Origin of the sequence: Alloalcanivorax sp. C16-1 (genome assembly GCF_046507805.1) — a bacterium.
In the GTDB taxonomy this organism is placed as follows: Bacteria; Pseudomonadota; Gammaproteobacteria; order Pseudomonadales; family Alcanivoracaceae; genus Alloalcanivorax.
Window position 1 is genome coordinate 285,984 of the sequence record NZ_JBKFTK010000002.1, and the last position, 14,129, is coordinate 300,112.

The 14,129-nt window shown below is 67.0% G+C and carries 9 protein-coding genes; 5 read left to right on the top strand and 4 right to left on the bottom strand.

Going from position 1 to position 14,129, the window contains the following annotated elements; genetic code table 11:
- Positions 1-162 precede the first annotated feature (162 nt).
- The 3 genes from ACLD0W_RS08550 to ACLD0W_RS08560 all read left to right on the top strand — a co-directional run bounded on the left by ACLD0W_RS08550 (position 163) and on the right by ACLD0W_RS08560 (position 4,328).
- The gene (locus ACLD0W_RS08550) at positions 163-1,641 is read left to right on the top strand and encodes a SulP family inorganic anion transporter (protein WP_410307064.1); all 1,479 of its coding nucleotides are present in this window, start codon (positions 163-165) and stop codon (positions 1,639-1,641) included.
- A gap of 26 nt (positions 1,642-1,667) precedes the next feature.
- Positions 1,668-2,513 (top strand): universal stress protein, encoded by an 846-nt coding sequence (locus ACLD0W_RS08555; RefSeq protein WP_410307065.1) that lies wholly within the window; start codon positions 1,668-1,670, stop codon positions 2,511-2,513.
- A 219-nt stretch (positions 2,514-2,732) separates the two neighbouring features.
- Positions 2,733-4,328: an isocitrate lyase gene (locus ACLD0W_RS08560; protein ID WP_410307066.1), complete on the top strand. Its 1,596-nt coding sequence runs from the start codon at positions 2,733-2,735 to the stop codon at positions 4,326-4,328.
- Between the two features lie 73 nt (positions 4,329-4,401).
- On the opposite strand, the gene ACLD0W_RS08565 is transcribed toward ACLD0W_RS08560, so the two are convergent.
- Positions 4,402-4,599: a CsbD family protein gene (locus ACLD0W_RS08565; RefSeq protein ID WP_410307067.1), complete on the bottom strand. Its 198-nt coding sequence runs from the start codon at positions 4,597-4,599 to the stop codon at positions 4,402-4,404.
- Positions 4,600-4,766: 167 nt separating this feature from the next.
- Here ACLD0W_RS08565 and ACLD0W_RS08570 point away from each other — a divergent pair, with 167 nt between their 5' ends.
- Positions 4,767-5,084 (top strand): hypothetical protein, encoded by a 318-nt coding sequence (locus ACLD0W_RS08570; RefSeq protein ID WP_410307068.1) that lies wholly within the window; start codon positions 4,767-4,769, stop codon positions 5,082-5,084.
- Here ACLD0W_RS08570 and ACLD0W_RS08575 read toward each other — a convergent pair.
- Together ACLD0W_RS08575 and ACLD0W_RS08580 are read right to left on the bottom strand one after the other, a co-directional pair.
- Positions 5,062-6,522, bottom strand: coding sequence for a phospholipase D-like domain-containing protein (locus ACLD0W_RS08575; protein ID WP_410307069.1), 1,461 nt, complete (start codon positions 6,520-6,522; stop codon positions 5,062-5,064). The two genes, ACLD0W_RS08570 and ACLD0W_RS08575, sit on opposite strands and share 23 nt — an antisense overlap.
- A gap of 205 nt (positions 6,523-6,727) precedes the next feature.
- Entirely contained in the window at positions 6,728-9,271 is a 2,544-nt protein-coding gene (locus ACLD0W_RS08580; protein WP_410307070.1) for a membrane-bound PQQ-dependent dehydrogenase, glucose/quinate/shikimate family, read from the bottom strand.
- Positions 9,272-9,513: 242 nt separating this feature from the next.
- On the opposite strand from ACLD0W_RS08580, the gene ACLD0W_RS08585 reads away from it, so the two are divergent.
- Positions 9,514-12,180 (top strand): DUF6351 family protein, encoded by a 2,667-nt coding sequence (locus ACLD0W_RS08585; protein ID WP_410307071.1) that lies wholly within the window; start codon positions 9,514-9,516, stop codon positions 12,178-12,180.
- A gap of 60 nt (positions 12,181-12,240) precedes the next feature.
- Here ACLD0W_RS08585 and ACLD0W_RS08590 read toward each other — a convergent pair whose 3' ends face one another.
- Positions 12,241-14,043, bottom strand: a complete 1,803-nt coding sequence (locus ACLD0W_RS08590) for a beta-ketoacyl synthase (protein WP_410307072.1) — start codon at positions 14,041-14,043, stop codon at positions 12,241-12,243.
- Between the last annotated feature and the right edge of the window lie 86 nt (positions 14,044-14,129).

The window sequence follows — 14,129 nt, forward strand, 5'->3', positions numbered from 1 at the left end:
CCCTAGCGTTCCCACCCCCCGATCACCCTGAGTGATCCCGTCGGCCGTCTTCCGTGACGGCGTACCCCCGGCCGCTCCGGCCGTCATTGTTGTTGCTTATGGTTTGCCGCGTCGGCGCGCCCGTCGCGTTTCGTGCTTCTTTGTGATTAGAAGGATTCCGTTTTGCTGCCGTTGAAAGAAAACTGGTTTTCCAATGTCCGGGGCGACGTGCTCTCCGGCCTGGTCGTGGCGCTGGCGCTGATCCCGGAGGCCATCGCCTTCTCGATCATCGCCGAGGTGGACCCCAAGGTGGGGCTCTATGCGTCGTTCTGCATCGCGGTGGTGACCGCCTTCGCCGGTGGGAGGCCGGGGATGATTTCCGCCGCCACCGGGGCCATGGCGCTGCTGATGGTGACCCTGGTGCGCGAGCACGGCCTTCAATATCTGCTGGCCGCCACCATTCTCACCGGGGTGCTGCAGATCGTGTTCGGCATCTTCAAGCTGGCCACGGTGATGCGTTTCGTGTCGCGCTCGGTGGTCACCGGTTTCGTCAACGCCCTGGCGATCCTGATCTTCATGGCGCAGATTCCGGAGCTGCTCGGCGTCACCTGGCACGTCTACGCCATGACCGCCGCCGGCCTGGGCATCATCTATCTGTTCCCGCTGCTGACCCGGGCGGTGCCATCGCCGCTGGTGTGCATTCTGGTGCTCACCGCCGTGGCGGTGTACTTCGGGCTGGAGATGCCCACCGTGGGCGACAAGGGCGAGCTGCCGGACAGCCTGCCGGTGTTCCTGCTGCCGGACATTCCCCTGTCCCTGGAGACCCTGCGCATCATTTTCCCGGTGTCGCTGACCATGGCGGTGGTGGGCCTGCTGGAATCCATGATGACCGCCACCATCGTCGACGACCTGACCGACACCGACAGCGACAAGCACCGCGAGTGCCGGGGCCAGGGCATGGCCAACATCGCCTCCGGCTTCCTCGGTGGCATGGCCGGCTGCGCCATGATCGGCCAGTCGGTGATCAACATGAAATCCGGCGGCCGCACCCGCCTGTCCACCCTGATCGCCGGTGTTGTGCTGCTGGTGCTGGTGGTGTTTCTGGGGGACTGGGTGTCACGCATTCCCATGGCCGCCCTGGTGGCGGTGATGATCATGGTGTCCATCGGTACCTTCAGCTGGGAGTCGATTCTCAACCTGCGCCGTCATCCGCCCAGCAGCAGCGTGGTGATGCTGGTGACCGTGGCGGTCACCGTGTTCACCCATAACCTGGCCCTCGGCGTGGGCGTCGGTGTGTTGCTCAGTGCGTTGTTCTACGCCAACAAGGTGGGCCGGGTGTTCTATGTGACCAGTGAAGCGGACGACGCCGGCTATCAGCGCCATTACCAGGTGGTGGGGCAGGTGTTCTTCACCTCCGCGGACCCTTTCCTGGCCGCCTTCGACTACAAGGAAGGCCTGCAAAAGGTGACCATCGACGTGCACCGCGCCCGCTTCTGGGACATCACCGCCATCGGCGCCCTGGATAAGGCGGTGATCAAATTCCGTCGCGAGGGCACCGAGGTGGAAGTGATCGGCCTGGACCAGGCCAGCGCCACCCTGGTGGACAAATACGCCGTTCACGACAAGCCGGACGCGGTGGAAAAAATCATGGGCGGCCACTGAGCCGCCCCGGGATTCGAGGATCGACCATGAGTCATGTGATTGCCTGCATCGACGGGTCCGCCGCGGCGGAGACCCTGTGTGACCACGCCGCCTGGGCGGCCCGCCGTCTGGACGCGCCGCTGATGCTGCTGCACGTTCTGGACGAAGAGCGCTACCCCAGCGACCCCAATCTGAGCGGCAGCATCGGCCTGGGCACCCGGGAGGCCCTGCTCAAGGAACTGGCGGACCTGGACGCGCGCCGTAACCGGCTGGCCCTGGAGCAGGGCCGGGCCCTGCTGGACGCGGCCGCGGAACGGCTGGTGGCCGCCGACCACCCGGCGCCGGTGCTGCGCCAGCGCCATGGCAAGCTGCTGGACGCGGTGCGCGAGCTGAGCGACCAGACCCGGCTGCTGGTGATCGGCAAGCAGGGCACCGGGCACACCGGTGTCCAGCAGATCGGCGACAACGTGGAGAAGCTGATCCGTGGCGTGGAGCGGCCGGTGCTGATGGCGGTGGGGCCGTTCCGGGAGCCCGCCGCGCTGATGCTGGCCTACGACAACAGCCCGTCCATGCGCGAGGGCGTGCGCCTGCTTGCCAGCAGCCCGCTGCTGCGCGGCCTGGCCTGCCATCTGGTGCAGGTGAACGGCGCCGAGGCCGACCGGGACGATCTGGACCAGGCGGCGGCGCGCCTGGAGAACAGCGGCCATCCGGTGACGGTGGCGACCCTGAACGGCAATGTGGAAGCGGAGCTGCACCGTTACCAGGAAGCCCACCACCTGGATCTGGTGGTGATGGGCGCCTACGGCCATTCGAGGATCCGCGAATTTCTGATCGGCAGCACCACCGACCGCCTGATCCGCCATGCCGGTGTGCCCCATCTAATCCTGCGCTGAGGAGCCCGCGGCGAGGGTGACCGGCGGGTCGCCGGCGCCCGTGGCCCGGGGCCTCCGGGCGTTTTCGCCGCTAAGTGCCCGTTTTCGATAAACATTCATAAGGAAAATACCGGCTATCATCGATATTGATTGTTTTTATAAAAAGCCGGCTCCTAGAATGCGCGCAATCGGTGGCGGCGGCGTCGTCGATGTTCATTCTTCTACTGACAAGGATCGACCATGTCACAGTACCTGAAAGAGATCGAAGCACTGAGCTCCGTGGTTGGCGCCAATAAGACCTGGCACGACATCAACCCGGAATCCGCTGTTCGCATGCGCCTGCAGAACCGCTTCAAGACCCATCTGGACATCGCCAAGTACAACGCCAAGATCATGCGCGAGGACATGGCCGCCTATGACGCGGACAACTCCAAGTACACGCAGTCCCTGGGTTGCTGGCACGGTTTCATCGGTCAGCAGAAGATGATTTCCATCAAGAAGCACTTCGGTGCCACCAAGGGCAAGTACCTGTACCTGTCCGGCTGGATGGTCGCCGCGCTGCGTTCCGAGTTCGGTCCGCTGCCCGACCAGTCCATGCACGAAAAAACCGTGGTCGCCGATCTGATCCGCGAGCTGTACACCTTCCTCAAGCAAGCCGACGCCTGGGAACTGAACCACCTGTTCCGCGCCCTGGACGACGCCAAGGCCGCCGGTGACGACGCCAAGCAGAAGGAAATCATCGGCAAGATCGACAACTTCGAAACCCACGTGGTGCCGATCATCGCCGACATCGACGCCGGCTTCGGTAACCCGGAAGCCACCTACCTGCTGGCCAAGAAGCTGATCGAAGCCGGTGCCTGCTGCATCCAGATCGAGAACCAGGTGTCCGACGAGAAGCAGTGCGGCCACCAGGACGGTAAAGTGACCGTTCCCCATGCCGACTTCATCGCCAAGCTGAACGCCGTTCGCTACGCGTTTCTGGAGCTGGGCGTGGACGACGGCGTGATCGTTGCCCGTACCGACTCCGAAGGCGCCGGTCTCACCAAGCAGATCGCCGTGTCCACCGAGGAAGGTGACCTGGCCGACCAGTACAACGCGTTCCTGGAAGGCGAGGAAATCACCGACCCGTCCCAGACCGCCAATGGCGACGTGCTGGTGAAAACCAACGGCAAGCTGATCAAGCCGACCAAACTGAGCAGCGGCCTGTTCCAGTTCCGTCGTGACTCCAACATCGACCGCGTGGTTCTGGACTGTGTCACCAGCCTGCGCAACGGTGCCGACCTGCTGTGGATCGAAACCCCGACCCCGAACGTGGCTCACATCAAGCACATGGTCGACCGCATCCGTGAGCAGGAGCCGAGCGCCAAGCTGGTGTACAACAACAGCCCGTCGTTCAACTGGACCCTGAACTTCCGCCAGCAGGTGTTCGATGCCTGGAGCGAGGAAGGCAAGGACGTGTCCGGTTACGACCGCGCCGCGCTGATGAACGAGAAGTACGACGACAGCGAGCTGGCCGACGTGGCCGACGAGTGGGCCAAGGAGTTCCAGGCCAAGGCCGCCCGCGAAGCCGGTGTATTCCACCACCTGATCACGCTGCCGACCTACCACACCGCCGCGCTGTCCACCGACCTGCTGGTGGAAGGCTACTTCGGCGAGGAAGGCATGCTGGCCTACGCCAAGGGCGTTCAGCGTCAGGAAATCCGCCGTGGCATCGCCACCGTGAAGCACCAGGACATGGCCGGTTCCAACATCGGTGATGACCACAAAGAGTACTTCTCCGGTGAAGCCGCGCTGAAAGCCGGTGGTAAGGACAACACCATGAACCAGTTCGGCTAACAACCGGTTCGGTGTTAAATAAAAAGGGCGGGACCGCAAGGTCCCGCCCTTTTTTTGTTTGCGCGCTGGCGTTTTAGTATTTGCCCAGCCAGTCGTCCGCTTGACGCTCGGCGTCCTCGCGGGTGGAGCCGTAACGCTCCTGGATCTTACCCACCAGCTTGTCCTTGCGTCCTTCGATCTGCTTGAGATCGTCGTCGGTGAGCTTGCCCCAGTTCTTCTTGGCGTCGCCCATCAGTTGTTTCCACTTGCCTTTCAAGGTATCGCTGTTCATTGCTGACTCCATGCTTAACGGCGAATTGGAGAACCCAGTATGCGCTGGTTCGCCGCGTTTCGAAGCCATGGCCCGCCACATTTAGCGTTCTTTTAAGAAGTTTACACTCGTTCCGGTTTTTGCCGGGGCCGGGCACGGGCTTGCCGGACGCGGGTCCGGGCTCCATCATGGGCGCCTTTCACGGCGAGGGCACAAGCATGGCGGCGGTACTGGCGGGCGGTCTGATCATGATCTGGCTGGCATTGAGCGGCGCGCGGGCGCTGCTGGCGGCGGGGTCCGTGACGCTGCACCGGAATGCGGCGGTGATCGCGCCTTTGCTGCTGGCGGCCCTGGAAACGCCCCTGTTTCTGCTGGCGGTGCCCGCCGGCGACCTGCTGCCGGAGCCCCAGCGCTGGCCGGTGGCCTGGGCCCTGGTGGCCCTGGCCTGGCTGATCAACGGCGCGGTGGCCGCCCGGCGCTGGTTCAGAACGTCGACCAGCCGGTGAATTCCATCACCCGGTACAACCCCTTCCGCCACACCGAATCGTCCTGGTAGGCCGTGTAGGGCAGGCTGAACAGGCGGCCGTCCGCGTTGCTCCAGCGCCGTTCGAACAGGGCGCGGGCGGCGGCCATGGCCGGGTGGTCGGCGGCGGCGCGCAGTGCCATGCTGGTCTCCAGATTCAGGTTGTCCAGGTTGCGCCGCGTGTAGTTGGCGGAGCCGGCGATCAGCAGTGGCCGGCGGCCGTCGCGCAGCAGCATCTTGGTGTGGCATTGCTCGCCGTGGGTGGCGCACCAGCGTATCGCCACGCCTTCGGCGTGCAGTTCCGACGCCACCTGGCGGTTGGGCACGCCGTTCTTTTCGCGACCGAAGGCGTCCTTGTTCGGATCCAGCAGCAGCCGCACCGTCACCCCCCGTTGCCGGGCCCGGGCCAGGGCCTCCACCAGCGGCCGGTGGGACAGATAGAACACGCCCACGTCCAGCCGGTCGCCTTCTCCGGCTTCGTTCACCGCCGTCAGCAAAGCGTCGCGGATGGCGCCTTCGGTGAGCACCCGCAGGGTCGGCTCGTGGTCCGTGCCGGCGCCGTCGCGGACCGCCGGCGGGGTGGGCCAGTTGTCCCCCAGCCGGGCGCCGGAGAAGGCCGCCACCGCCAATTCCGATTGCAGCAGGTCCAGCGCCGCCGCGCCGCTGAAGCGCAGCGCGATATTGGAATGGGCGCTGCTGGCGTCGTGGGCGTTGGCGGAGGTGACCAGACCGGTCCAGCGGTCGCCTTCGTCCACCACCAGGGTTTTGCGGTGGTTGGCCTTGAAGTTGATCAGCGACAGATAGGTGCGCAGGGTGACCTTGCCGTCGCCGGTGGGGTTGGGCAGCCAGCCGCCGTCGCTGTCGTTGCCGAACCACTGGCAGCATAGCCGCCATAACCCGGACCACACCGGATTGGAATCGCGCAGCCGGGTCAGATCGGTGAACACCACCTCCACGCCGGCGTCGCGCAGCCGCTGCAGATGGGGCGCGTCGACGCCGCCATAGAGCGTATTGAACGGATCGGTGATCAGCACCGCGCGCACGTGCGGGCGCGCCTGCTTACGCGCCACCAGGGCGTCGGTGAGCTGTTCGCTGAGCGGTCTCAGGTTGCCGGTGGTGGCGCCGGCCATGTCGTTGTAGAGAAACATGTCCACCACGATCAGCCGGTCCGCCTGGCCGATCAGCCGGAAGAATTCGTCGAAGATCGCCTGCTTATGATGACGCTCCGGGTCGTCACCGGCGTCCTGGTTCACCCAGGTGTCGTCGGCCAGCACCGCCACGTCCTCCGCCGCCCGCACCGGCCAGGCCCGGCCCACCTCCTCGGGCAGCGGTTTATAACGGTGGTAAAGGGCGGTGAGCAGCCAGGCGGAGAGCAAAACCAGAAGTAGCAGGCGCAGGGGACGGGAGCGGTGTTTGGGCATTGGCATCGGCGGCAGGCAACGGGATCGGGCGTTCAGGATACAGGATGCAACGTCAGGGCGTGGAGTCGGGCGAGTTGAAAGTTAAAAGTTAAAAGGTCGTGGCCGGCAACGGTGGGTGCCGGCCCGTCTTTCGTCGGGCGCGGGCACGGCCCGGTCGCTTCAGCCGGCCTGGCCCGCGTTTTAACTTTTAACCTTGAACTTTTAACTATTCCTCCGGCAACGCGTAGGTAATGACGTAATCCCCGCTGGGCGTTTCCATGAAATGGTGCCCGGTGGCGACGATCATCAAATACTGGCGGCCGTCCGCTTCGTAGACCAGTGGATTGGCCTGGCCGCCGGCGGGCAGCACGTCCTGCCAGACCGTTTCGCCGGTGTCGATGTCGATGGCGCGGATCAGGTCGTCGGTGGCGGCGGCGATAAAGATCAGGCCGCCGGCGGTGACCACGGCGCCGCCGTTATTGGGCGTGCCGATGGTGAACGGCAGGCCGCTGCGGATGCCCCAGGGGCCGTTGGCGCGGGCGGTGCCGAAGGGCCGGTCCCACAGGGTGTCGCCGGTTTTCACGTCCACCGCGCGGATGCCGCCGTAGGGCGGCTGTTTGCACAGCAGGCCGGTCCATTTGACGCGCCAGCCGGCGTTGACGTCGATGGCGTAGGGGGTGCCCGCCTGCGGGTCGCCCTGGCCCTCGGCGCCGCCGTGGTCGCGGCCCTGCATTTCCTCGCGCGGCACCCAGCCGTATTCATCGGCTTTTTCCCGGGGCACCAGCCGGTTGTAGTTGGGGGTGATGTTGTAGTTGGCGATCATCACGCCCCGGTTCGGATCCAGGGCCACGCTGCCCCAGTCGGAACCGCCGTTGTAGCCGGTGAACTCGATCCACGGGCGGTCGGCGTTGGGCGGCGTGTACATGCCCCGGTAGTCCGCCTGGCGGTACTGAATGCGGCAGTACATCTGGTCGAAGGGCGTCATGCCCCACATGTCCTGTTCGGTCAGATCCGGTTGCTTGAGCGTGTGATAGTTGGAGAACGGCTGGGTGGCGCTGCGCTGTTCCGGCTCGGCGCCGCCCTGGGGCACCGGCCGCTCCTCGATGTCCACCAGCGGCTCGCCGGTACGCCGGTTGAACACGTACACCTCGCCCTGTTTGGTGGGCAACAGCAGCGCCGGCACCGGACCGTCGTCGGTGGGAAAGTCCAGCAGGGTGGGCTGGGAACCCAGGTCATAGTCCCACACGTCCTTGTGCGCCACCTGGAAATGCCACACCGGTTTGCCGGTGGTCACGTCGATGGCCACCAGGGAGGTGCCCCATTCGTTTTCCGCGTCGCTGCGCGGCGTGCTCCAGTAATCGGCGGCGGAATTGCCCATCGGCAGATAGACCAGGCCCAGCCGGTTGTCGCCCACCGCCGTGGTCCACATGTTCGGGGAGCCACGGGTGTAGGTGGCATCGCCGGTAAGCGGCTCGCTGCGATCCGGGCGGCCCGCGTCCCAGGCCCACTTCAGTTCCCCGGTGACCGCGTCGAACGCCTTGATCACCCCGGAGGGCGCGTCGCGGCGCTGGCCGTCCAGCACCTGGTGGCCGGTGACCACGGTGTCGCGCACGATCACCGGCGCGGAGTTGATGGACACGTAACCGGGCGGGGTGTCGCCCATGTTCTTCTTGATGTCCACCTCGCCGTTGGCGCCGAAGCCGGTGCAGGGTTTGCCGGTGTCGGCGTCCAGCGCCAGGATGCGGCCGTCCAGGGTGCCGGAGAAAATCCGCGCCTGGCAGGTGTCGGCGGCGACTTCGGTGTCGTCGTTGGCGGCCACTTGCTCGGCCACTTCGGTGGGGGCCGGCCGGTTATCGCCCGGCACCGCGTCGTCATCGGCACCGTCGTCGTTATCGGCGGACCGCCCGGCGTTGTCGTCTTGCGCCCCGGCCCGGTCCGCCGGCACCTGGTAGTAGGTCACCCCCCGGCAGGCGGCGGTATAGGGGATGGCGTCCTTGGACACCCGCGGGTCGTAGCGCCAGTTCTCGGCGCCGCTGGCGGCGTCCAGGGAAATCACGATATTGCGCGAGGTGCACAGGAACACGTCGTCGCCCACCTTCAGCGGCGTGGTCTCGGCGCCCCAGCGCTCGTCCAGCAGGTCGCCGGTGCGATAGGTCCAGGCCCGCTTCAGCTGCGTTACGTTGTCCCGGTTGATCTGGTCCAGGGCGGCGTAGCGCTGGGCGCTGTGCCCGCCGCCGTAGGCCGGCCAGTCGCCCCGGGCCGGGTCGTCGGCGGCCTGGTCCTGGCCCACGTCGGTGCCCAGGGCGGCGCTGTCCGGTCCCGGCACCGGGTTCGGGTGGGTGCTGCCGAAGGGCACGAAGATCAGGCCGAAGCCGACCGCCACCGCCACCACCAGCAGCCCGGCCACGCCGTAGCTGGCGCCGCGCCCGAAGCCGTCGCGCACCCGGGGCGCCACCAGGGCGACCAGCACCGCCAGGCCGATAATGACGTCCATGCGCGGAATCCAGCCCCAGATGTGGGTGCCGGCCTCCCACAGGGTCCACAACACCGTGCCCAGAAAGACCAGCGCATAGAGCGCCACGCCGGCGCGGCGGGCGGCGATCAGCAGGGCGCCGGAGAGCAGCAGGCCGAGCCCGGCGATCAGGTAGTACCCGCTGCCACCCAAGGACGCCAGCCAGGCGCCCCCGGCCACATAGGCCAGGCCGAACAGGGCCACCAGCAGACCGACCAGAATCAGGGGCAGATCCCGTTTGCGAGGGGTTTCAGCCATGGGGCACTCCTTCCGTTTTTGTTGCGGGCGTCCTTTGCCAGCCACTGTAACCAGGAAAGAGAGTCAACACCTTATACGTTTCTGTGGGGTTCCCGGTTTTTTACGCCTTTTTAAATTTGCCGGTAACACAGTGGTAACGGACGTAACGGGGCAACAACGATTGCGCAATAGTGTTCGTATCCACCGCTGCGCACACTGAAGACGGGCCGGAACACCGGCTTCCATCTTCGGGAGACATAACAATGAAAAAAACGACCACGGCCGCCCTGTTGGCGGCTTTGTTGGCGCTCACCGCCTGTGGCGGCGGGGGCGGTTCCTCCGGCGGCGGCAGTGTCGGCGGAGGCGGTGGCACCCCAAATCCCTCTGAACCGGAACCGCAACCCGAGGCCGGCGAGGGCCGCATCCAGGTGCTGTCCAACCGCGCCGATCTGATCAGCGGCGGCGACGCCCTGATCCGCGTGGAAGCGGACGACCCGGCCAATCTGCGCGGCGCGCGCCTGCTGGTGGACGGCGAGCCGGCCCGGGCGGAACTGGTGGCGGACGGGCAGGGCGCCCTCAAGGGGCTGGTCAGCGGCCTGGCCCTGGGCGAGAACCGCCTGCGGGTGGTACTGGCCGACGACACCGTGCTCGACCGCACGGTGATCAACCACCCCAATGGCGGGCCGGTGTTTTCCGGGCCGCAGATCCAGCCCTGGCGCTGCACCAATGACGCGGCGGTGGACGCGCAGTGCAATCAGCCGGCGGAATACCGCTTCAAGTACGTGCCCGCCGATCGCCTGCGAGCGCTGATCACCGGCTTCGACCCGATGAACCCGGGTCTGCCCGCCAGCTTCCTGGACTACGACCCGGACCAGCCACCGCCGGCCGGCGACATCGCCACGGTGACCACCGACGAAGGCGTGGAAGTGCCGTTTATCGTGCGCGTGGAAGAGGGCGTGCAGAACCGCGACCGTTACCAGATCATGGCCCTTTACCGGCCCGGTCAGCCGTGGACCGCCACCGCGCCCCAGGACCAGTGGAACGGCAAGCTGCTGATCCACCACGGCGGCAACGTGGGCGTCAGCTTCGCCATGGGCGAGCCGCCCAACGGCGATATCGCCGGCACCGCCCCGGACGGCGCCGAGCTGCTGCTGGGCGACAGCATCAGCGTGGCCCTGGGCCGCGGTTTCATGACCCTCTCCACCGCCCAGGCCAATCTCGGGCACAACGTCAATCTGGTCACCGCCGCCGAATCCCTGATGATGGCCAAGGAGCGGATCGTCGAGCAGTACGGGGAACTGCGCTACACCATCGGCACCGGCTGCTCCGGCGGCGCCATCGCCCAGCAGCACGTGGCCAACGCCTACCCGGGCATTTACCAGGGGCTGATCGTGCAGTGCTCCTACCCGGACGTGTGGACCACCGCCACCCAGTTCGCCGACTACAACCTGCTGAGCCGTTATTTCGGCAACCGGATCCCGGAAGGGCCCGAGGACTTCGTCTCGGTGGTCAGCCGGCTGCTCGGTTCCGGCGTGATCCCGGTGGCGCAATGGTCCGCTTTCTATGGCCATCTGCCGCTTAACCCGGTGCTCTCCGATCTGGCGTTCTTTCCGTCCGCTTCCCCGGACCAGGCCGATTGCCCCGGGCTGGAGGAGGGCGTCACCGTTTACGACAGGGAGAGCGCGCCGGACGGCCTGCGTTGCGGCCTGCTCGATTACATGAAGAACCAGTTCGGCACCCGCCCGCCGGAAGTGTGGAGCCCCAACGAATCGCTGCTGTCGCGCGGCTTCACCGGCATTCCGCTGGACAATACCGGCGTGCAGTACGGGCTGCGGGCCCTGCAACAAGGGCTGATCAGCGGCGACCAGTTCATCAACCTGAACCGGGACATCGGCGGCCTGGACGTGGACATCGATCCGCAGCCGGCGCGCACGGTGGCCGACCCGCGAACCCTGGAAAACGCCTACCGCACCGGCGCCATCAACACCGCCGAGCACCTGGGTAATGTGCCGATCATCGACCTGCGCGGGCCGGACCCGGGCCTGGCCCATGACGCCTACCATTCCTGGCAAATGCGCGCCCGCCTGGAAGCCGCCCAGGGCCACGCCGACAATCAGGTGATCTGGTACGGCGCCTTCCCGCTGGCCGGTGACACCGTCTACACCACCGAGGCGTTGCTGGTGATGGACCGCTGGCTGGCCGACATCGAAGCGGACCACGGCGACGCGCCGGTGGCCGACAAGGTGGTGATGCACAAACCGATCCAGGCCCGCGACCGCTGCCTGTCGGTGTCGTCGCTGCTGGGCGCGGACGGACCCATCGTGCCGTTCACCGGCAACCTGCTGTATCCGGACCCGATCCTGCCCGGCCTGGACCTGAGCCTGCTGCCGCCGCCGCCCTCGGAACTGGGCGTGGTGGTGGACGCGGTCACCGGACAATTGTGTGGTCTGGACGTGGACGGGCTGGTGGACACGGTGGGTGGATCCCTGGGCCTGGACGGCCTGCTGGGCCCGATTCTCAACCCGCTGCTGGGGCTGGCGGACCCGCTGCTGGCGCTGACCGATCCGGTGGTGGACCTGCAGCAACTGCTGGTGCAGACCCGCTTCGGCACGCCGCGCACGGTGGCCGGCGATGAGGTCACCACCCTCACCAATAAATGCGCCCTGCGACCGGTGGACCCGGCGGATTACCCGGTGAACCCGCTTACCGGCGTATTCAACTCCGAGACCTTCGCGGCCCGCGTCAGTGAGATCTTTCCGGATGGCGTCTGCGACTACTCACAACCGCCGGTGGGCCGGGTGCCGACCCTGACCTGGCTGAGCTACGGCGACGCCGACCGGGTGATCACCGGCGGCGAACCGCTGGACGACGACGAAGCCGGGGATTCCCGGAGCGGCTGGGCCGCCCCGGCGTTTCAGGTAGGGATGTAAAGGCTATCGCGGCTGAAGCCGCTCCTACGGCACCCTGTGTAGGAGCGACTTCAGTCGCGATCAGCGGTAGTCGTCGAAGCCGCTGTCGTCCTTGAACGTCAGCGGCTGCGCCCAACCCGGCAGGCGGATGTCCTTATCGGTGACGGTCAGATCGTCGCCGTTCAGCACGCCGTCGTTGAAGTGGTACTCCGGCACCACCTGGCCGGCCAGGGCGCGGCGGTCGTAGTCCGCCGCCGCCTCGCGGGTGGCGGTGCTGCGGTCGCGCCAGGCGTCCAGGGCCCGGTCGCCGTGGCGGCGGGCCAGCAGGTCGGTGGTGCGTTCCGGCGACAGCACCACGGCGGTGGCGTTGTTGCCGCCGAAGCCCTTGGAGTTGAGCAGCGCCGCCGACGGGCGCAGCTCGCGGTGCTCCCGGGACAGGGAAAGGCGGTCGGCGTGCAGATCGTCGGCGAACCGGTCCACGGTGGCGATGCCCGGCAGCAGGCCGTTGCTGAAGGTGCCCAGGGTGGCGGCCAGCTGGTCGCCGCCGGCGCTGCCCAGGGAGTGCCCCACGTAGGCTTTGATTGCCGCCACCGGCCAGTCGCGGATGCCGAAGGCCTCCGCCACCTGATTGATCACATGGGATTCGGTGACCCGGTTCTGCGGGGTGCCGGTGCCGTGGGCGTGCACCAGGGTTTCCTGGCGCAGCGCGTCCTCGCCGATCAGCTGGCGCACCAGGTGGGCGCTGCGCGCCAGGGTCAGATAGTTGCCGATGCCCGGCGAGGAGATCGATTTCTTGGCGCCGTCGGCGTGCACGAACACGTCCGGCACGGCGCCGAGAATGTCGGCGCCCAGTTCCAGCGCCAGCTCATCGTCCATCAGCACCGCGAACTGGGCGGACTCCGCCATGGTGAAGCCGCAGTTGTCGCCGAACGGCCGGCAGGCGCGGCGCAGGTCCGGACGGTCGGCGCCGTCCAGCGCCGCCAGGGCGTCGTCCTCGGCCAGCGCGCCCATGGCGCGATAGCCTTCCATCACTTCCGGTACCAGCGGCGCCTCGCTGGTGCCCACCACCACCAGCCGCGCACGGCGGTTGCGAATGGCGTGCACCGCGCGCTCCAGGTTATAGAGGAAGGTGGCGCAGGCGCCCAGCAGCCCGCCGGTGCCGCCGGCGCTGCGCAGCACATAGGCATTGATGAAGTCGGCGGTCATTTCGCCGAGCCCCAGCGGACATTGCTTGGAGGTGGTGCGCTGGCCCAGGGCCGGCGCGCGCATCATCCCGCCCAGGCCGGCGTCGTCCAGCTGGGCCATGGCGTTGGAGGCGAACACCGCCACCTGATCCGGGGCCAGCCGGCCGCGCAATTGTTCCCAGGGAATGCCGAGCATGCCGAACGCATCGCTGACGCCATAGATGGCCATCTGCAGGGCGCGGGGATGGTTGCGCGAGGCATACAGGGCGGCCGGGTCGAAGCCGTCCGGCAACTGGCCGGCGGCGCTCACCCGGCGGGCGATGGGCGTGGGCACGCGCAGGCCGGCGCCGGCGGGCACCGTGACGCGGCTGCGCTGGCGGTTGAGGGCCTCCACGCGCCAGCCTTCCGGCAGCGGATCGGGAAGATCCAGGTTGCGCATTTCCAGGGTCACCGGCCCGTCGCTGTGGCCGTTCACCGCCAGGTTCAGGCGCCGGTCCGCCGGCAGACCGCGGATCAGGGTGCCGTTGAGCAGAGCGTCCCGCCCGGTGGTGCCGGTCAGCGCCGCCAGGGCCCCCAGGGTGCTGTCCTGCCGGGCCGGTTCCAGGGCATCGAACACCAAACGGCGAAAGCCATGATGCAGGGACGTGCGGCCGGCGGCATTGATGCCACCCATGGCGGTAATGACGGGCAGGGCGGACATAGAACTCCCCAGAATGTGACTGAACGGTCGATTCTAGGCGTCCGCGACACTTTTGCGTATTGGTCAGAGGGGTTGATGTTGCAACG

Excerpts from the sequence above, each read along its gene's own strand:
- ACLD0W_RS08565 (WP_410307067.1), bottom strand. The coding sequence starts at position 4,599 with ATGAACAGCGATACCTTGAAAGGCAAGTGGAAACAACTGATGGGCGAC.
- ACLD0W_RS08560 (WP_410307066.1), top strand. The coding sequence starts at position 2,733 with ATGTCACAGTACCTGAAAGAGATCGAAGCACTGAGCTCCGTGGTTGGC.
- ACLD0W_RS08590 (WP_410307072.1), bottom strand. The coding sequence starts at position 14,043 with ATGTCCGCCCTGCCCGTCATTACCGCCATGGGTGGCATCAATGCCGCC.
- ACLD0W_RS08580 (WP_410307070.1), bottom strand. The coding sequence starts at position 9,271 with ATGGCTGAAACCCCTCGCAAACGGGATCTGCCCCTGATTCTGGTCGGT.
- ACLD0W_RS08555 (WP_410307065.1), top strand. The coding sequence starts at position 1,668 with ATGAGTCATGTGATTGCCTGCATCGACGGGTCCGCCGCGGCGGAGACC.
- ACLD0W_RS08585 (WP_410307071.1), top strand. The coding sequence starts at position 9,514 with ATGAAAAAAACGACCACGGCCGCCCTGTTGGCGGCTTTGTTGGCGCTC.
- ACLD0W_RS08575 (WP_410307069.1), bottom strand. The coding sequence starts at position 6,522 with ATGCCCAAACACCGCTCCCGTCCCCTGCGCCTGCTACTTCTGGTTTTG.
- ACLD0W_RS08570 (WP_410307068.1), top strand. The coding sequence starts at position 4,767 with ATGGGCGCCTTTCACGGCGAGGGCACAAGCATGGCGGCGGTACTGGCG.